Below are 17,696 nucleotides of genomic sequence, written 5' to 3'. Positions count from 1 at the left end.
GATCACCTTAGGCGCGGCCGCGAGCGGGCCACAACCGAATAAACGAAAGAACTTCGAGAAGCTCTGCGGCGCGCGCCGGACTGTCCGGATCGTCCGGGTCAGCGGGGGCCGGGGCGGGCCGGGGCGCCCGTCGCGTCGAGCACCGCGGCCACGATGTCGTCCCCCAGGCGCGCGAGCGTCTGGGCGCCGATGCCGGGCACCTGGGCGAGCTCCGCGCGCGTGCCGGGCCGGCGCTGCGCGACCGCGTGGAGCACGTGCGTCGCCAGCACGCGGCCGGGCGCGACGCCCAGCTCCGCCGCGCGCTGCTCACGCCAGCGCAGCAGCACGGCGGTGGTCAGCGTGGTGCGCGGGTCCTCCTCCGCGTCCTGACGGCGCGCTGCGGCGCGCGGCGACGAGCCGGGCCAGAGCCCCTCGAGGAAGCGCGAGGCGCGGCGGTTGGGCCGCCCGCCCGGCAGGCGCGAGCGTGCGTACGACAGCTGCAGGTGCTCGCGCGCCCGGGTCACGCCCACGTACAGCAGGCGCCGTTCCTCGGCGATCGCGTCGGGCGTCTCCGCGAGCGCGGTGGGCAGCAGCCCCTCGCTCAGTCCCGTCAGGAACACCGCGTCCCACTCGAGGCCCTTGGCCGCGTGCAGGGACGCGAGCGTGACCCCGTCGACCGCGGGCGCGTGCTGCGCGGCGGCGCGCTCGTCGAGCTCCGTGACCAGGTCCGCGACCGTCGCGGTGCGGCCCTCGTCGCGCACGCGCGCGTCCACCTCGTCCGCGAGCCGGGCCAGCGCCGTCAGCGCCTCCCACCGCTCACGTGCGGCGCCCCGCGTCGCGGGCGCCTGGTCGGTCCAGCCCGCGTTGCGCAGCAGGTCGCGCGCGGCCTCGGGCAGCGGCACGTCCACGTCCGCGGCACGCGCGCCACCGCGCAGGTAGACGATGGCCTCCCGGACGTCGCGGCGCGCGAAGAACCGCTCGCCACCCCGCACCTGGTACGGGACGCCCGCTGCCGACAGCGCCTCCTCGAACGCCTCGCTCTGCGCGTTCGTGCGGTACAGCACCGCGATCTCACGCGCGGGCACGCCGTCCGCCACGAGCCGAGCCGCCGCAGCCGCGACCCCGGCGGCCTCCGCCTCGTCGTCGGCGTACGCCGCCCAGCGCACCTGCGGCCCGTCCGGACGCTGCGCACGCAGCTCGAGCGGCGCGCTCCCGCCCCGCTCCGTGGCGCCCGCGACGATCACCCGGTTGGCGAGCTCGACCACCTGGGGGGTCGAGCGGTAGTCGCGCACCAGGCGCACCACCTGCGCCTCGGGGTGCACGCGCGTGAAGGACAGCAGGTGGTGCGGCGTCGCACCCGCGAACGAGTAGATGGTCTGGCTGGGGTCGCCGACCACGCACAGCTCGCGCCGGCCGCCCAGCCACTGGTCCAGCAGGTACTGCTGCAGCGGGCTGACGTCCTGGTACTCGTCGACGACGAAGTGGCGGTACTGGCCGCGCACCTGGTCACCCACGTCCGCACGCTCGGCGAGCATCGCCGCGAGCAGCAGGAGCACGTCCTCGAAGTCGATGACGCCGCGCTCGTCCTTGACCTGCTCGTAGGCCGTCATGAGCCGCGCGACGGCCGACGCGTCATGACCGCCCGGGACCACGCGGTCCACGGCGGCGGCCGCGAGCGCGTACTCGTCGGGCACCACCAGGCTCACCTTGGCCCACTCCACCTCGGCTGCGAGGTCGCGCACGCCCGTGCGGTCCGAGGGCAGCCCCACCCGACGAGCCGCCTCCGCGACCAGCTGTGCCTTCGCCTCGGCGATGCGGGGCGGTGCGCCGCCCACGACCTTGGGCCAGAAGTACGAGAGCTGGCGCAGCGCCGCCGCGTGGAAGGTCCGCGCCTGGACGCCACCGGCCCCGAGCGTGCGCAGCCGCGTGCGCATCTCCCCCGCCGCGCGCGCCGTGAACGTCACGGCGAGCACGTGGTCCGGGCGGTACACGCCCGTGCGGATGCCGTAGGCGATGCGGTGCGTGAGCGCGCGCGTCTTGCCCGTGCCGGCCCCCGCGAGCACGCACACCGGACCGCGCAGCGCGGTCGCGACGGCACGCTGCTCGGGGTCGAGCGCGGCCAGCAGGTCGTCGGGAGACATCGCCGCACAGTCTCGCAGCCCCCACCCACGCGCTCGCGCGGCCACCCACAGGGAATCGTCCGCGACCGGCAGACGTTGGCCACCCCGTACGCACCCGACCGACGGCGAGGAACGATGAGCACGCAGAGGCTGCCCGCACCCGGCACGATCACGATGTACTCGACCACCTGGTGCGGCTACTGCCGTCGGCTCAAGACGCAGCTCGACTCGGCGGGCATCGGCTACACCGAGGTCGACATCGAGGACGAGCCCGACGCGGGTGAGCTCGTCGCGTCGCTCAACGGGGGCAACCGCACCGTGCCGACGGTGATCTTCCCCGACGGCTCGGCGGCGACCAACCCGTCGCTCGTCGAGGTGCGCCAGCGCCTCAGCTGAGCCGCGGGGTCTCAGGCCCAGGCGAGCGCGGGGTCCGCGGGCTCGGGCAACGGACCCCCGAACCAGTCCTCGATCAGCGCCCGCGCGATCGACGCGCGCCCGGGCGCGACCACGTCCCCCGCGACCAGCGCCGTGCGCAGCTCGTCGCGCGAGACCCACCGCGCGTGCGTGACCTCGGCACCGTCCGCGTGCAGCTCGGTGCTGAGCGCGCGGGCCCAGAACCCGACCATGAGCGAGGCCGGGAACGGCCACGGCTGGCTGCCGCGGTAGACCACCTCGCCGACGAGCACGCCGACCTCCTCGGCGACCTCGCGGCGCACCGCGTGCTCGAGCGACTCGCCCGGCTCGACGAAGCCCGCGAGCGTCGAGTACCTGCCCGCGGCCCACTGCGCGCCGTGCCCCAGCAGGAGGCGGTCGTCGCCGTCCACCACGGCCATGATCACCGCGGGGTCCGTGCGCGGGTAGTGCTCGGAGTCGTCGACCGTGCAGCGTCGCACCCAGCCTGCGTGCGTCACGCGGGTCGGACCGCCGCACCGCGGGCACCGCGGGTGGCGCTCGTGCCAGGCGTCGAGCGCGACCGCGGTGGTCGCCAGCCCCGCGTCCCGCGGGGCGAGCACCGCGCCGACCGTGCGCAGCGGTGCCCAGCGCGCACCGGACGGCGCGACCGCGGGCGGCTCCGCGTCGACGTCCGGCGCCGGGCTGGGCCGGTGGACGAGCGTGTCGGACGGCACGCCCGTGGCCGGAGGTGGCGTGCGCGCACCGAGCCGGCGCGCCACGTGCACGACGTCGCCGTCGCCCGCGGGCTCCGCACCGAGCAGGACCCACGCCTGGTCGTCGTCCGCGGTCGTCGTCGGGCCGACGGTGGCCGCGGCGTCGACGGGGAGCAGCACGAGCGCGTCGTCCGGCCCCACCAGGACCTCGCCGCCCCGGACCAGCAGCGCGCGCGTGCTCGTGGCCTCGAGCGCGCGCGCCAGCCCCTCGTCGTCACGCAGGTGGGCGGCGCGGTCGACGACCGAGCGGGACAGCGGCAGCTCGTCGGACCTCACCGCGCGAGGGTACCCAGCGCTGCGGTCGCCCATCGCCGCGAGGACCGACGAGCCCGCACAGGTCGGACGAATCGGACGGACACGCCGCGACCCTGAGCGCCCGGCGCACGGTCGCGCGCCTACGCTGGGGCCCGTGCCTCGATCCCCGCTCGCTCTCGCCGCGTTGGCCACCGTGGCCGTGCCCGGCCTGGACGCCTACGACGTCCGGCGGCCGGCCCACCCGGGCACCGACTACGACATCGCGGTCGTGGTGGACGCCGCACGGCGCCGCTGGGTGGTCCGCGCGCCCGTGCACCCCGCCGCCGGTGCCGCGCTCGAGGCCGAGGTCGAGCTGCTCGACGGGCTCGGCCGCGCGAGCGAGGACGGCGCGCTTCCCTTCGCGGTGCCGCGTCCGGTCGGCTTCGCGCACCTGCCCGAGGGCGGCCGCGCCGCGGTGCACGCCGAGATCCCGGGCACCGCGCTCGACGTCGCCGAGCTCGCGCCCGGGCCCGGGCTGTGCGCCGCCATCGGCCGCGCGATCGCGTCGGTGCACGAGCTGCCGACGTCCGTGGTGGAGAACGCGGGCCTGCCCGTGTACGACGCCGAGGCCTACCGCGTGCGCCGCCAGGCCGAGGTCGACGAGGCCGCCCGCACCGGCAAGGTCCCGCCCACGCTGCTGCGCCGGTGGGAGGAGCGGCTCGAGGACGTCGCGCTGTGGCGGTTCCGCCCGACCGTGGTGCACGGCGACCTGACGAACGAGCGCATCCTGGTCCACGACGGCGACGTGAGCGGCATCCTGCACTGGGGCGACGCGAGCGTCGCCGACCCGGCCGACGACCTGTCGTGGCTCCTGGTGGCCGCGACGCCCGACGCCGCGGACTCGATCATGGAGGCCTACCAGCTGCGGCGCACCGAGCTGATCGACCCGCACCTGACCGATCGCGCGCTCCTGGCCGGCGAGCTCGCCCTCGCGCGCTGGCTCCTCTACGGCGTCCGCACGGGCAACGCGGACGTCGTGGACGACGCGGTCAGCATGCTCGAGGACCTGGACGAGCACACGCGCACCCCGGTGGACGCCGAGCTGCCGACCGCGCCGGTCGCGATCGCCTCCTCCTACGCGTGAGCGCACCGCTCACGCGTCGTCGGTGACCCGGCGCAGGAGCGCCTCGATCTCGTCGGCGCCCAGCAGCCGCGCGGGCCGGAGCGTGCGGTTCGCCCCGACGTGGTGGAACACCGCGCCGACGCGCTCGAGCGGGAGCCCCGTCCACCGGGACCACGCGAGCCGGTAGACCGCGAGCTGCAGCTCACGCGCGGCCTCCGCGTGCTCGTCGTGCGGCGGCGCCCCCGTCTTCCAGTCCACGACGACGACGCCGTGACCCCCGTCGGCGTCGACGGGGACGCCGAGCTCGCCGGGCAGCGCCGGGAACACCGCGTCGATCCGCGAGCGCAGCACGTACCCCGCGACCGGGGTCTCCACGTCCGCCTCGACGACGAGCGGACGGCGGTCCGCCCACGGCGAGGCCAGGAACGCCTCGCGCAGCCGTGCCTCGTCGGCGTCCAGCGGACCCTGGGTGAAGCCGTCGTCGTCGGCGCCCGGCAGCGCGTCCAGGTCCACGAGCGACGCCGCGCCGTAGTAGCCCTCGACCCACGCGTGGAACCGCGTGCCCAGCCGCGCGGCACCCGACGGCTCGTGCGGGACCGGACGCCGCAGCCCCCGCGCGAACTCGCCCGGGTCCGCACCCAGGCGCACCACGGCCGATGCGGACAGGTGGGCCGGCAGGTCCACGCTCGCCGCACCCTCGCGCGCCAGGCGCTGCTCGTCGAGCAGGCGGTGCGCGAGCCGCTCCCACGGCGACCGGGCCTGCCCGCCCGCGTCCGCGCGGCCGCCGCGCGCCGAACGGGCCGCCTCGCGGACCCACGCCGCCGCCGCCTCGACCGCGGGCCGCCGGCCGGCGCCGGCCTCGGTCGCGAACGGGTCGCGCGGCCACGTGGCCGTGACCGCGACGCCCGCCGCGGGGTTCTCCTCGCCCGGGGGCGGCTCGGCGACCCAGTCGTCGACCGAGACGAGACCGGCCTCGGCGAGCTCGGTGAGGAACGTGGACACCTTGCGCACGGTCTTGCCGTCGCCCCACCACGCCCCGGTCAGCAGGAGCCGGTGCCGCGCGCGGGTCAGCGCGACGTAGGCGAGCCGGCGCTCCTCGGCCACCTGGTGCTCGCCGGCCGCGCGCACGAACGCCTTGCGCCGCTCCTCGAGGTCCTTGGCACCCTCGGCACCCGCGTACGCGAACTCCGGCAGGTCGTCGCGGTCGCCGCGCAGCGGGTACGGGAAGGAGCCGAGCCCGACCAGCCACGCGTTGTCCTTGGGGCCGTCCTTGCCCTGCGTCGGGGTCGCGGGCAGCACGCCGTCGACGAGTCCCGCGACCGCCACCACGTCCCACTCCAGGCCCTTGGCGGCGTGGATCGTGATGACCTGCACGGCGTCCGGGTCCGGCTCGGTGACCGGCAGCTCGAGGCCGTTCTCGCGCGCGTCGGCCGCCTCGAGCCAGGACAGGAAGCCGCCGAGCGTCGGCGCGTCCACCCCGCGCGCGAACTCCACCGCGACGTCACGGAACGCGTCGAGGTGCGCGCGGGCGCGGCCGACCCCGACGCCGGGCCGGGCCGCGAGCTCGATGTCGAGGCCCAGCAGGCGCTCGGCCTCCACCACGAGGTCCGGCACCGCCAGGTAGGAGTGCGCACGCAGCGTGCGCAGCAGGCCCGCGAGCTCCTGGAGCCGTGCGCGGCCCACGTCGCCGAGCGCGCGGCCGTCGTGGCTGCGCCAGCCCGGGCGCGGCGGGTCGTCGAGCGCGTCCACCAGGCTGCGCTCGTCGATCGCGTCGATCTGGACCCCCTCGGGCGTGGTCCGCCCGCTGCGCCGGCCCGCGAGCTCCGAGGCCCACGCGGCGAGCGCGTGCAGGTCCGCCGCGCCCAGCCGCGTGCGCGCGCCCGTGAGGAGCCGCATCAGCGCGTCCCCACGCAACGGGTCGTACGCCGCCTGCAGCGCGGCGACGACGTCCACCACCTCGGGCGTCGACAGCAGGCCGCCGAGGCCGACGACCTCGACGGGCAGCCCACGCGCGCGCAGCGCGGCGCGCACCGGGCCGAACTGCGAGCGCTTGCGGCACAGCACGGCGGCCGTCACGCGCGGGCCGGACGGCCCCTGCGGGCGCCAGTGCGCCGCGACGTGCTCGGCGACGAGCTCCGCCTCGTCCTGCACCGTGAGCGCCATCGCCGCCTGCACCGTGCCGGGTCCGGCCGCGGGGCTCGCGACCAGCTGCGGCACGTCGACGCGCCGCGCACCCGCGCGCAGCGGACCCGCCACGTGGTTCGCGGCGTCGAGCACCGCGTGGTCGTTGCGCCACGACGTGCTGAGCGCGAGCACGTCCGCCGGACCGCCGCCGTCCGCCGCGGCCCGCCGGAACGTCGTCGGGAACCGTTCGAGCCCGCCCGCGCTGGCCCCCCGCCAGCCGTAGATCGACTGGTGCGGGTCCCCGACCGCGATGACGGGGTGGCCGTCGCCGAACAGCGCCGAGAGCAGCGTGAGCTGCGCGTACGACGTGTCCTGGTACTCGTCGAGCAGCACCACCGCGAAGCGTGCGCGCTCGGCAGCGGCGACGTCGGGCACCTCACGCGCCAGCCGCGCCGCGAGCGCGACCTGGTCGCCGAAGTCGATCGCGTCGCTCGCGCGCTTGCGCGCCCGGTAGGCGGCGACCACGTCGAGCAGCCGTGCGCGCTCCTCGAGGCCGCGCATCGCCTTCTTGACCTCGGCGTACGGCCCGCGCGGCGGCGTGCCGGGCGGCGTGGCCGCCACGTCCGCCAGGATCCGCCGGATGCCCTCGGCCGCCTGGTCGGGCTCGAGCAGGTGCTCGTCGAGCGCACCCGACAGCGCCAGGACCGCCTCCACCACGGTCGAGACCGCCGCCTGCGTGCCCAGGTCCTCCTGCCACTGCTCGACGACCTCGCTCGCGAGCTGCCACTGCGCGGCCTCACCCAGCAGCCGCGCGGTGGGGTCGATGCCCAGCCGCAGCGCATGGTCGCGCACCAGCGACGCCGCGTACGCGTTGTACGTCGAGACCGTGGGGCGCCCGCCGAGCACGTCATCCTCCAGGTGCGCCCGGCCCGGCAGCACCACGCCCGCCTCGGCCGCGGCACGCACCAGGCGTCGCAGCCGCAGCCGGACGCGCTCGGCCAGCTCACCCGCGGCCTTGCGGGTGAACGTGAGGCCCAGCACCTCCTGCGGCGCCACGACGCCGTTGGCGATGAGCCAGACCACCCGCCCCGCCATCGTCTCGGTCTTGCCCGATCCGGCACCCGCGACGACGAGCGCCGGGCCGAGCGGCGCCTCGATGATGCGCAGCTGCTCGGGTGTGGGCGCGGGGTTGCCCACGAGCGCTGCGATCTGCAGCGCGCCGATGGGCTCGCCGGCCGGCGCCGTGGCCTGCGCCTCCGCGGCGAAGAGATCCGTGCTCATGCGACCACCTGCCCGCCCTCGGCCCGCACCGGGCACGAGCGCCGGACCGGGCAGCGGTCGCACTGGTCGTTGGCCGTGGCGGTGAACGCCGAGGCCGCCATCCGGTCCGCGACGTCGTCCACGAGCTCGGCCGCCCACGTCCGCTCGCCCTCGGCGCCGCCCAGGCGCGGCTGGTCGCGGACCGCCGCGGACGCACCCGTACCCAGGTAGACCAGCTGCGCACCCGCGCTCGTGGTTCCGGGGGGCAGGTCCGCGAACGCCCCGCCGTCGACCGCGAGCTGGTACGCGCCGAGCTGCGGGTTCGTCAGCGCCTGCTCCTTGCTGGGCGGGCTCGCACCCGTCTTGAGGTCGACGACGCGCACCTGGTCGGGGTGCTCGAGGTCGCGCTCGATCCGGTCCACGGCGCCGCGGACCAGGGCGCGGTCCGTGCGGAGCCGGAACTCGCCCTCGACCAGCAACGCCTCCCCCGCTCCCGCGAGGTAGTCCGCGAGCCGGCGGACCATCTCGTCCGCACGGGCCCGCGTCGCTCGCGCCGGCCAGCCCGTGCCCAGTCCCAGCTCGGCCCAGCGCGCGTCGAGCGCGGCGGCCAGCTCGGCATGCGTCCCGTGCGGGTGCTCCTGCGCGATCGCGTGCACGAGCGTGCCGAGCGACTGCCCCCCGCTCGACCCCGACGTCCCGCCCGCCGCCTCGAGCGCCCAGCGCAACGCGCACCGGTGGGCGGTCTCGAGCTTCGACGGCGAGACCGGCACCAGCTCGCCCGGCCCGTACAGCGGCGCGTCCGTGCTGACGTCGACGAGGCCGTGCCACGTCGCGGGATCGGCCCCCGGGATCCCGAGCGCCGCGAGCTCACCGAGCGCGCGCAGGGCCCCCGCGTCGGGCGCGGCTCCCCGCGCGGCGGCACCCTCGAGCTCCGCGCGGAGCTGGGCGACCAGCCCGCGCAGGTCCAGCGCGGGCTCCACGTGCGTGAGCCGCTGGTCTCGCTCACCCACCGGCGGTTCGACCAGGTCGACGAACGGCGACGGCTGGTGGTCGGCGTCCGCGACCGCCGTCACCACCACGAGCCGGCGTGCGCGGGACAGCGCGACCGCGAACGAGCGCAGCTCGTCGGACAGCACCGCGGCGCGGGCCTGCGCCGCGTCGTCACCCGCCGTGGCGGACCGCCGACCCGAGACGACCTCGACGAGCGTCTGGGCGCCGAGCAGCGAGTCACGCAGACGCAGGTCCGGCCACACGCCCTCCTGCACGCCCGCAACCGCGACCACGTCCCACTCGCCGCCCGCCGCGCCGGCGGGGGTGAGCACCGCGACCGCGTCCCGGCGGGCCTGCGCGGCCAACGAGTCCGCCGGCAGGTCCTGCGAGCGCAGCCACTCGACGAACACCGCCGGGGCGGTCCGGGGCATGCGGTCGACGAACGTCTCCGCCGCCCGGAACAGCGCGAGCACCGCGTCCAGGTCCCGGTCGGCCCGCTCGCCCGCGGCCCCGCCGACGAGCGCCGCGCGTCGCCACGGCTCCGCGAGACCGGCCGCGTCCCACAGGGCCCACAGCACACCCTGCGCATCCGCCCCCGGACGGGCCGCGGCGGTGCGCCCGGCCGCGACCACGCGCGCGAGACGGTCCACGGCGGAGGCGACCGCGGGCGCGAGCGTCGCGGCGCGGCCCGGCTCGTCGAGCGCCTCCACCAGCAGTGCGTCGCTGGTGCGCCCACCGCCCCCCGCGAGCTCCTCGGCCCGCAGCGCGCGGCGCACCCGTCGCAGGCCCACGGGGTCCAGGCCGCCGAGCGGCGAGCACGCCAGGCGGGCCGCGACCGCCGCGTCCAGCTCGGCGGCGCCCACCGCGACCGCCATCGCGTCGAGCAGCGGGCGCACGGCCGGCTCGTCGCGCAGCGGCACGTCGCTGCCCAGCACGGTCACCGGGACCTGCGCCGAGCCGAGCGCGCGGCGCAGCGCGGTCACGTGCGACCCGGCGCGCGCCACCACGGCCATGCGGTGCCACGGCACGTGGTCCTCGAGGTATGCGCGGCGCAGCTCACGCGCCACGAACGCCGCCTCCTGAGCGCCGCTCGGCAGCACCGCGACGCGGACCCGGTCCGCACCGGTCTGTCCGCGCCCGCCGGTGGCGGCCGAGGGCGCGCGCCGGTGCGCGGCCGCGCCCACCGTGCCGATCCGCTCGGTCACCCGCGCGACCGCCGCCCGGACGTGCGCACCGTGCCGCCACACCGCCGGCAGCACCAGCCGCGTGGCCCCGAGCGCGCCGTCCGGTCCGGGTGGGTCGGACGCGCGGGCGACGAGCGCGGGCTCCGCGCCGCGGAACGTCTGGACGGCAGCGTCCGGATCCGCGGTGAGCAGCGTGCGCGCACCGCGTGCGGCCAGCACCGACAGCAGGCGGGCGGTCGCGGACGTGCTCTCCTGGTGGTCGTCGACCACGACGAGCCGCCACCGGGGTGCGGGCGTCCCGGGCAGCTCGGCCTCCCACTGCTCGAGGACGCGCACCGCCTCCGAGACGACCACGGCCGGGTCGAGCCGCAGCCCGGCGTCGGGCGTCCCGGCGCGCAGATCGAGCACGTCGAGGTACTCCGCGTACACGCGCGCCGCGGCCGACCACTCGGGCCGACCGTGCCGGTCCCCGAGGTCCGCCAGGTCGGCCGGCGTCAGGCCGCGCTCGGCCGCGCGCATCAGCAGGTCGCGCAGCTCGTCGCGGAACGCGCGCACGCCCAGCGCCTCGGCGCGCACGCGCTCGGGCCAGTCCACGCGCGCGCCGTCGCCCGCCGCGTGACCCGCCAGCAGCTCGGCCAGCAGCAGGTCCTGCTCGGGCCCGGAGACGAGCGTGGGGACCGGTTCACCGAGCGCGACGGCTCGCGTCCGCAGCACCGCGAACGCCGCGGCCGCGGGCGTCTGGACCAGCGGGCGGCCGGACGTCAGCGGGAGCCGCGCGGCGAGCCTGTCCCGCAGGTCCGCCGCACCGCGCCGGGACGCCGCCAGGACCAGGAGGCCCGTGGGGTCCAGGCCCGCCTGCACGGCCGCGGCCGCCGCCTCGAGCGCGACCGTGGTGCGACCCGATCCCGGTGCACCGAGCACCAGCAGCGCGGGGCTCGCGGTCGGCGCGCCGCTGCGCGCCGTCGCCCCCACCGCGCGTGCCCAGGCGACCGCCTCCTGCTGCACGGGGTCGAGCGCGACGAGCGCGCCGGGTCCGTCCAGGGGTGCGTCCGCGAGCGCAGGGCGGCGCAGCGCGGGTGTCGTGGTCACGCGCAGATCCCATCACGACGTGCCCACACCCGCGTGCACCCCGGGGTCCGCTGCGAGCGGCGGGTACCCGGTCGCTCAGCCGTCGCGTCCCGGGAACGGCCAGGGGTTGGGCGTGCACGCCCCGACGCCGTACGACTGCTGCTGCATCACCGGGGCGCGCCGGCCCGACCCCGGGCACGTCGCGTGCGGATGCCCGAGCAGGTGCCCCACCTCGTGGTTCACCAGGTACCGGCGGTAGGAGTCCCGGTCGGTGCCGTAGTCCTCGACCGCCTCGACCCAGCGCCGGAAGTTGAGCGTCGCGTGCCCGCCGCGCCCGCACGAGACCTGGCCGCGCGTCTGCAGCGGCGCGCACATCCGGTCGACCAGCGTGGGCGAGGCCAGGACCACGCGCAGGTCCGCGGGCCGGTCGGTCCGCGCGAACGACAGCGAGCCGTCGCCACCCCAGCCACGCGGGTCGTTGAGCGTCGTCATGACGAACGCGGCGAACGCCTCCGGGTCGACCGCGAGACCCTCCTCGACCTCGACGCGCACGGTCAGCACGTCCCCTACGCCGGGGCCGGGGTCGCTCCCGGGCACCACGACCAGGTCGCCCGACGCGGACTCGGGCACACCGGCCGCGAGCAGCCCTGACGCGAGGTCGGCCTCGGTCAGGTCGGGGTCGGCAGCGTCACCCGCGGGCGGTGCGGTCGTCGGTGTCGGCGGGACCCCGTCGGCGCCCGCGCCCGTCGTCGGTGCCGCGGTGCCCGGCGCCAGCGAGTCCGGCACGTGGCCCGCGCGCGCGGCACCGCGCGAGCCCCGCAGCGCATCCGTCAGGGAGCGCGCCTCACCCGTCGCCGCGGCGGCCGGTGCGGAGCCACCGCGGTCGGCCGTCACCGCCGCGCCGAGGCCGCCACCCGCGGCGAACGCGACGAGCGCCGTCAGGACGCCCACGGCACGTCGCGGACGCGTCGTCCACCGCCGGCGACCCCGCACGGGTTCGCTCGTCCGGCTGACGTCGTCGAGGCTCACCACCCCATGCTCCACCGCCGAAACATGCCGTGGCTACCATTCGCGGCATGGTGGAGGTCCCGGACGACGAGACGCCCCGTCCGCGCAGCCAGCGCATGGCGCGTGACGAGCGGCGCGCTCAGGTGCTGCGGATCGCGCAGGACCTGTTCGCGAGCGAGGGCTTCCACCACGTCTCGATGGACGACATCGCCGAGCGCGCGCTGGTCTCCAAGCCCGTCCTGTACCGCCACTTCCCCTCCAAGCTGGACCTGTACCTGGCGGTCGTGGACCAGCGCGGGGCGGACCTGCTCGCCGCGGTCGACCAGGCCGTGGCGCCCATCGAGCAGGGACCCGTGCACCCCGGCGACGGGCGTGCGGTGATCGCCGCGATCGTGCGGGCCTACCTGTCGTTCGTCGAGCTCGCGGGCGAGTCGTCCGCGCTGCTGTTCGAGTCCGACGTGACGCACGACGAGGACGTGCGCGCGCGTGTGGAGAGCGCGTCGTCGCAGGCCGCGCACCGGATCGCGGCGGTCCTCGGCCCCGTCACGGGCCTGCCCGTGCAGGACTGCCACGTCATCGCCGTCTCGCTCATCTCGCTCGCGCAGGGCGCGGCCACGCACCGCTACCGGCATGCGGACACGCTCGACAGCGAGCACGTCGCGGACCTGGTCACGCGGCTCGCGTGGGCGGGTGTGCAGGGCCTGATCCGCGACGACTTCGCGTACGGCGGCTGAGCCGCGGTTTCGCTCGTCGCGGACGCGGCGCGGTACGGCCGGGTGCGCGACCTAGGATCGTCGCCGACGAGAGCGGGCCGCTGGCCCGCCCCCACGCGGGTCACCGCGGGGCGACGGACGACGAAGGAGACGGGCGTGGAGATCACGATCGGCGTGCAGAACGTGGCGCGGGAGATCCTGGTGGAGAGCGACCAGAGCGCGGACGAGGTGTCCGCGGCCGTCGTCGCCGCGCTCGCGGGCAAGCCCGCGCTCGAGCTGGTCGACTCGAAGGGCCGGCGCGTCATCGTGCCGACGCCCACCATCGGGTACGTCGAGATCGGCGCCGAGGCCAAGGCGCGCGTGGGCTTCGGCACCATCTGACGCCGGCGGGGCCGCGTCACGCGCGGCCCCGCCGCCCGGGTCGTCGGCCGGTCAGGCCGTCAGGCCCAGCCGGCTCATGCGCCGCGTGTGCTGCGCGGTGAGCTCACCGAAGATCTTCGCGGGCGCGTTCCCCACCGGACGGGCGTCGGGCGCGGCTCCCTGCGCGGGCTCCGCGGCCTGACCGGCCACGTCGTCCGCGTGCTGCGCGAGCTGGCCCTCGTGCGCGAGCCGTGCCAGGCCGGGCCGCTGCGCGATGATCCGCTGCACCACCGAGAGCGCCTCCCCCACCAGGCGACGGCCCCACAGCGCGAGCCGCGAGGACAGCACGTCGTCCTGCGAGCCGGCGGCGTCGAGCTCGGCGACGGCCAGCTCGGCGTGCGACGCGTCCTCGAGCACCTCGAGCACCACCTGGCGGGACCGGTCGTCGAGCGCGAGCGCCGCGAGCCGGCAGAAGTCGTCGGCCACGCCGTAGCCGACGTAGGCCTTGAGCAGCCGCTCCCACCACGTGCTCGGCTGCGTGCGGGCGTCGAACTCCTCCAGCACGTCGTCGAACTCGCCCAGCAGCCGAGCGGCGTCCCCGCCGAGCTCGACGATCCGGGCGATCACCCGGTCGCGCCGCTCGACCGCGGCCGCCGCGAACCGGGACAGCGCGAGGCGCTGCTCGACGTCGGGCGCGATCGCCGAGTCCGCCGCGAGCCGCACGAACGCGATGTGCTCCAGCTGGGCGACCAGCCCGAGCAGCTCGAGCGCGTCGTCGGCGCCTGCCGGACGGTCGTCGGTCGGTCGGTGCGCGTCGGTGGTCATCCGACGATCGTAGAGCGCGCGTCCGAGCCCCGCCGACGGGTCGGTCCGTTACCCTGGGGACGTACATCGGTTGCCCGGTCGGCCACGACCATCTCGCGCAGCCCCGCACAGGGGCGTCGCCCGCGAGTCGAAACCCGCGATCGGCTGCCGGCCATCATGTGGCGACGTCCGTCGCCCGGCACGCGCTCGTCCCCGTCCGGCACCGTCCGGCCGTGTGGAGCGACGCGCGGCCCGGGCCGCGCGCCACCCTGCACCGAAGAGTCGATGTGACCACCACCGAGAACCTCACGCCCGCAGACGAGTCCAGCGAGGCGGCCTCCGCGCTCGCGACCCCCATGACCCGCCCGATGGTCAGCACCGCCGCGTCGGTGCAGGCCGTGGACGCGTCCTTCGCCGACTTCGACGTCCGCCCGGAGATCGTCCAGGCGCTCGCCGACGCGGGCATCTCCCACCCGTTCCCCATCCAGGCCATGACCCTGCCCGTCGCGCTGTCGGGGCACGACATCATCGGCCAGGCCAAGACGGGCACCGGCAAGACGCTCGGCTTCGGCGTCCCGCTGCTGCACCGCATCGTCGCGCGCGACGAGGAGGGCTACGACCAGCTGCGCGCGCCCGGCAAGCCCCAGGCGCTCGTCGTGGTCCCCACGCGTGAGCTCGCGGTGCAGGTCGCGGGCGACCTGGCCACCGCGTCGGCCCGCCGCTCGGTGCGCGTCGTCCAGGTGTACGGCGGACGCGCGTACGAGCCCCAGATCGACGCGCTGAACGCGGGCGTCGACGTGGTCGTCGGCACGCCCGGCCGCATGATCGACATGCTCAAGCAGCGTCACCTCGACCTGTCGCACGTGCGCACCGTCGTGCTCGACGAGGCCGACGAGATGCTCGACCTCGGCTTCCTGCCGGACGTCGAGACGCTGCTCGCGGCCACGCCCGCCTCGCGCCACACCATGCTGTTCTCCGCCACGATGCCCGGTGCGGTCGTCGCGATGGCGCGTCGCTACATGACGCAGCCCACGCACATCCGCGCGGCGGACCCGGACGACGACGGCCGCCAGACCGTCAAGAACATCAAGCAGGTCGCCTACCGCGCGCACGCGCTCGACAAGGTCGAGCTGCTGGCCCGCATCCTGCAGGCGCAGGGCCGCGGCCTGACGATCGTGTTCGCACGCACCAAGCGCACGGCCGCGAAGGTCGCCGACGAGCTCGTCGAGCGCGGGTTCGCGGCGGGCGCGCTGCACGGCGACCTCGGCCAGGGCGCGCGTGAGCAGGCGCTGCGGGCGTTCCGGCACGGCAAGGTGGACGTGCTCGTCGCGACCGACGTCGCGGCGCGCGGCATCGACGTCGAGGACGTCACGCACGTCATCAACTACCAGTGCCCCGAGGACGAGAAGACCTACCTGCACCGCACGGGCCGGACGGGCCGCGCGGGCAACAAGGGCACCGCGGTCACGTTCGTCGACTGGGACGACCTGCCGCGCTGGGGCCTGATCGACAAGTCGCTCGGCCTGGGCATCCCGGAGCCGGTGGAGACGTACTCGAGCTCGCCGCACGTCTACACCGACCTCGACATCCCGCAGGGCGTCAAGGGTCGGCTGCCGAAGTCGCAGCAGACCCGCGAGGGCCTCGCGGCCGAGGTGCTCGAGGACCTCGGTGAGACCGGCAAGCGCGCGCGCCAGGGCGGCGCGGCGGGCGGTCGGGACGCCGGACGGCGCGACGAGCGCCGGTCGGGCGAGCGCACGGCCGGTGGCCGCGGCGCGGGTGCGGCGCAGGCCCGTCGTCCCGCCGCGAGCGGTGAGGGCGAGGCCTCGGGCGAGGGCCGCTCGCGCCGCCGCCGGGGCGGTCGTGGCCGGGGTCGCGGTGAGGGTGGCGCGCCGAACGAGGCCACGGCGGGCACGACGACGCCGGCGGCCCAGGGCTCGGCCCCCGCTGCCGACGGCGACGCACCGCGGCGCAGCCGTCGGCGCACGCGCGGTGGCCGCCCCGTGGCCGACGCGCCGGCGGCCGACCAGTCCTGACGCCACGAGGGCCCGCACCCACCCGGGTGCGGGCCCTCGTCGTCGGTGGCGTCAGGCGGCCTGCACGAACGCCGTCACGGCGTCGGCGATCAGCTGGACCGCGATCGCCGCGAGCAGCAGACCCGCGATGCGCGTGACCAGGATGACGCCCGAGTCCTTGAGCACGCGGTGGATGACGTTGGCGAACCGCATGGCCAGCCACAGGCACACGTGCACCGCCACGACCGCGAGCGCAATGGCCACCCAGTCCGCTGCCGACCCGTCGGACTGCTTGACGAACACCATCGTCGCGACGATCGCACCGGGCCCCGCGAGCAGCGGCGTGCCCAGGGGCACGAGCGCGACGTTGACCTTGTCGTTCGCGGAGGCCTGGGCCTCCTCCATCTTGCCGGTCAGCAGCTCCATCGCCACGAGCAGCAGCAGCAGACCGCCCGACGCCTGCAGCGCCGCGAGCGAGATGTGCATGTAGGACAGGATCGACTGCCCGAACAGCGCGAACGAGACGATGACGCCGAGCGCGACCGCGACCGCCTGCCACGCGGCCTTGTTGCGCTGCTTGCGCGTCATCGAGCCGGTCAGGCCCAGGAAGATCGGGACCGTGCCGGGCGGGTCCATGATGACGAACAGCGTGATGAACACGGACGCGAGCAGGCGCGCGTCGAGGATCTCGCTCACCGGATCACCTCGCTCGTCGCCCGTGCCTCGATCTCGGCCAGGACGGCCGGGTCGGTGAGATTCTCCCCCAGCCGGTTGGCCTTCCCGGCACCGTGGTGGTCGGAGCCGCCCGTGACCAGCAGACCGAGCCGGTGCGCGAGGCCCGTGAGCCGCGCCCGCTGCGCGTCGTCGTGGTCGCGGTGGTGCACCTCGAGACCCGCCAAGCCCGCGTCGGCGAGCTCGTCGAACGTCTCGTCGGGGACGATGCGACCGCGCGCGTCGGCACCCGGGTGCGCGAACACCGGCACCCCGCCGGCCGCCAGGATCGCGCGGATCGCGTCGGCCGCGTCGGGTGCGTAGTGCGGCACGTGGTAGCGGCCGTCGGCCCGCAGCAGGTCGACGAACGCGGCGTCGCGGTCCGGCACCACGCCGCGCGCGACGAGCGCGTCGGCGATGTGCGGGCGGCCGACCGTCACCGCGTCACCCGCCTGCTCCAGCACGTCGTCCCAGGTCACGGGGTGGTCGGCGGCCAGCAGCTCGACCATGCGCCGCGCGCGGCCCAGCCTAGCCTCACGCGTGCGGTCGAGCTCGGCCACCAGCGCGGGATGCTCGGGGTCCTGGAGGTAGGACAGGAGGTGGACGCTCACGCCACGCCAGCGTGCGGACACCTCGGTGCCCCGCACGAGCGCGATCCCGGCACGGCGCGCCGCGGACGCGGCCTGCGCCCACCCGGCGGTCGTGTCGTGGTCCGTGAGTGCCACGACGTCGAGGCCCGCGCGCGCGGCGGACGCGACGAGATCGGCTGGGCTCTGGGTCCCGTCGGACGCCGCGGAGTGGGCGTGCAGGTCGATGCGCACCCCCGAACGTTAGCCGCCC

At 76.6% G+C, this 17,696-nt stretch carries 13 protein-coding genes; 5 read left to right on the top strand and 8 right to left on the bottom strand.

The annotated features are described in order from the left end of the window. Positions 1 to 98: 98 nt before the first annotated feature. Positions 99 to 2,120, bottom strand: coding sequence for an ATP-dependent helicase (locus CELGI_RS04965; protein WP_013883015.1), 2,022 nt, complete (start codon positions 2,118 to 2,120; stop codon positions 99 to 101). A gap of 114 nt (positions 2,121 to 2,234) precedes the next feature. On the opposite strand from CELGI_RS04965, the gene CELGI_RS04960 reads away from it, so the two are divergent. Continuing rightward, entirely contained in the window at positions 2,235 to 2,495 is a 261-nt protein-coding gene (locus CELGI_RS04960) for a mycoredoxin (RefSeq protein ID WP_013883014.1), read from the top strand. Between the two features lie 11 nt (positions 2,496 to 2,506). On the opposite strand, the gene nudC is transcribed toward CELGI_RS04960, so the two are convergent. Continuing rightward, entirely contained in the window at positions 2,507 to 3,541 is a 1,035-nt protein-coding gene (nudC, locus tag CELGI_RS04955) for an NAD(+) diphosphatase (RefSeq protein ID WP_041574422.1), read from the bottom strand. A gap of 133 nt (positions 3,542 to 3,674) precedes the next feature. On the opposite strand from nudC, the gene CELGI_RS04950 reads away from it, so the two are divergent. Beyond that, positions 3,675 to 4,643, top strand: coding sequence for a phosphotransferase (locus tag CELGI_RS04950; protein ID WP_041574105.1), 969 nt, complete (start codon positions 3,675 to 3,677; stop codon positions 4,641 to 4,643). Between the two features lie 9 nt (positions 4,644 to 4,652). On the opposite strand, the gene CELGI_RS04945 is transcribed toward CELGI_RS04950, so the two are convergent. From CELGI_RS04945 to CELGI_RS04935, 3 genes are all read right to left on the bottom strand, one after another. Further along, a complete protein-coding gene (locus CELGI_RS04945) occupies positions 4,653 to 8,027 on the bottom strand; it encodes an ATP-dependent DNA helicase (RefSeq protein ID WP_013883011.1) in 3,375 nt (1,124 codons plus the stop codon). Further along, on the bottom strand, positions 8,024 to 11,269 hold the full coding sequence (locus CELGI_RS04940; protein WP_013883010.1) for an ATP-dependent helicase: 3,246 nt from the start codon (positions 11,267 to 11,269) through the stop codon (positions 8,024 to 8,026). Before CELGI_RS04940 ends, CELGI_RS04945 begins: the two co-directional genes overlap by 4 nt. 75 nt (positions 11,270 to 11,344) lie before the next feature. Beyond that, on the bottom strand, positions 11,345 to 12,277 hold the full coding sequence (locus CELGI_RS04935; protein ID WP_245528175.1) for a DUF3152 domain-containing protein: 933 nt from the start codon (positions 12,275 to 12,277) through the stop codon (positions 11,345 to 11,347). A gap of 47 nt (positions 12,278 to 12,324) precedes the next feature. Between CELGI_RS04935 and CELGI_RS04930 the strand changes: the two genes are divergently transcribed. Both CELGI_RS04930 and CELGI_RS04925 read left to right on the top strand, forming a co-directional pair. Next, positions 12,325 to 12,990: a TetR/AcrR family transcriptional regulator gene (locus tag CELGI_RS04930; RefSeq protein ID WP_013883008.1), complete on the top strand. Its 666-nt coding sequence runs from the start codon at positions 12,325 to 12,327 to the stop codon at positions 12,988 to 12,990. Positions 12,991 to 13,125: 135 nt separating this feature from the next. After that, positions 13,126 to 13,350: a DUF3107 domain-containing protein gene (locus CELGI_RS04925; RefSeq protein ID WP_013883007.1), complete on the top strand. Its 225-nt coding sequence runs from the start codon at positions 13,126 to 13,128 to the stop codon at positions 13,348 to 13,350. Positions 13,351 to 13,401: 51 nt separating this feature from the next. Here CELGI_RS04925 and CELGI_RS04920 read toward each other — a convergent pair whose 3' ends face one another. Further along, positions 13,402 to 14,154: a ferritin-like fold-containing protein gene (locus tag CELGI_RS04920; protein ID WP_013883006.1), complete on the bottom strand. Its 753-nt coding sequence runs from the start codon at positions 14,152 to 14,154 to the stop codon at positions 13,402 to 13,404. 266 nt (positions 14,155 to 14,420) lie between these two features. On the opposite strand from CELGI_RS04920, the gene CELGI_RS04915 reads away from it, so the two are divergent. Continuing rightward, complete coding sequence (locus CELGI_RS04915) at positions 14,421 to 16,166, top strand: DEAD/DEAH box helicase (RefSeq protein ID WP_013883005.1); 1,746 nt, start codon at positions 14,421 to 14,423, stop codon at positions 16,164 to 16,166. Positions 16,167 to 16,217: 51 nt separating this feature from the next. On the opposite strand, the gene CELGI_RS04910 is transcribed toward CELGI_RS04915, so the two are convergent. Together CELGI_RS04910 and CELGI_RS04905 are read right to left on the bottom strand one after the other, a co-directional pair. Next, positions 16,218 to 16,841: a MarC family protein gene (locus tag CELGI_RS04910; RefSeq protein ID WP_013883004.1), complete on the bottom strand. Its 624-nt coding sequence runs from the start codon at positions 16,839 to 16,841 to the stop codon at positions 16,218 to 16,220. After that, positions 16,838 to 17,677, bottom strand: a complete 840-nt coding sequence (locus CELGI_RS04905; RefSeq protein ID WP_013883003.1) for a PHP domain-containing protein — start codon at positions 17,675 to 17,677, stop codon at positions 16,838 to 16,840. The genes CELGI_RS04910 and CELGI_RS04905 overlap by 4 nt, the downstream gene beginning before the upstream one ends. Positions 17,678 to 17,696 lie beyond the last annotated feature (19 nt).

Source organism: Cellulomonas gilvus ATCC 13127 (genome assembly GCF_000218545.1).
GTDB lineage: Bacteria > Actinomycetota > Actinomycetes > Actinomycetales > Cellulomonadaceae > Cellulomonas > Cellulomonas gilvus.
The sequence above is the reverse complement of the archived record's forward strand: the minus strand, read 5'-3'. Positions and strand labels throughout refer to the sequence as shown.

Coding starts and splice junctions, on each gene's coding strand:
- CELGI_RS04965 (WP_013883015.1), bottom strand. CDS start 2,120: ATGTCTCCCGACGACCTGCTGGCCGCGCTCGACCCCGAGCAGCGTGCC.
- CELGI_RS04960 (WP_013883014.1), top strand. CDS start 2,235: ATGAGCACGCAGAGGCTGCCCGCACCCGGCACGATCACGATGTACTCG.
- CELGI_RS04945 (WP_013883011.1), bottom strand. CDS start 8,027: ATGAGCACGGATCTCTTCGCCGCGGAGGCGCAGGCCACGGCGCCGGCC.
- CELGI_RS04930 (WP_013883008.1), top strand. CDS start 12,325: ATGGTGGAGGTCCCGGACGACGAGACGCCCCGTCCGCGCAGCCAGCGC.
- CELGI_RS04920 (WP_013883006.1), bottom strand. CDS start 14,154: ATGACCACCGACGCGCACCGACCGACCGACGACCGTCCGGCAGGCGCC.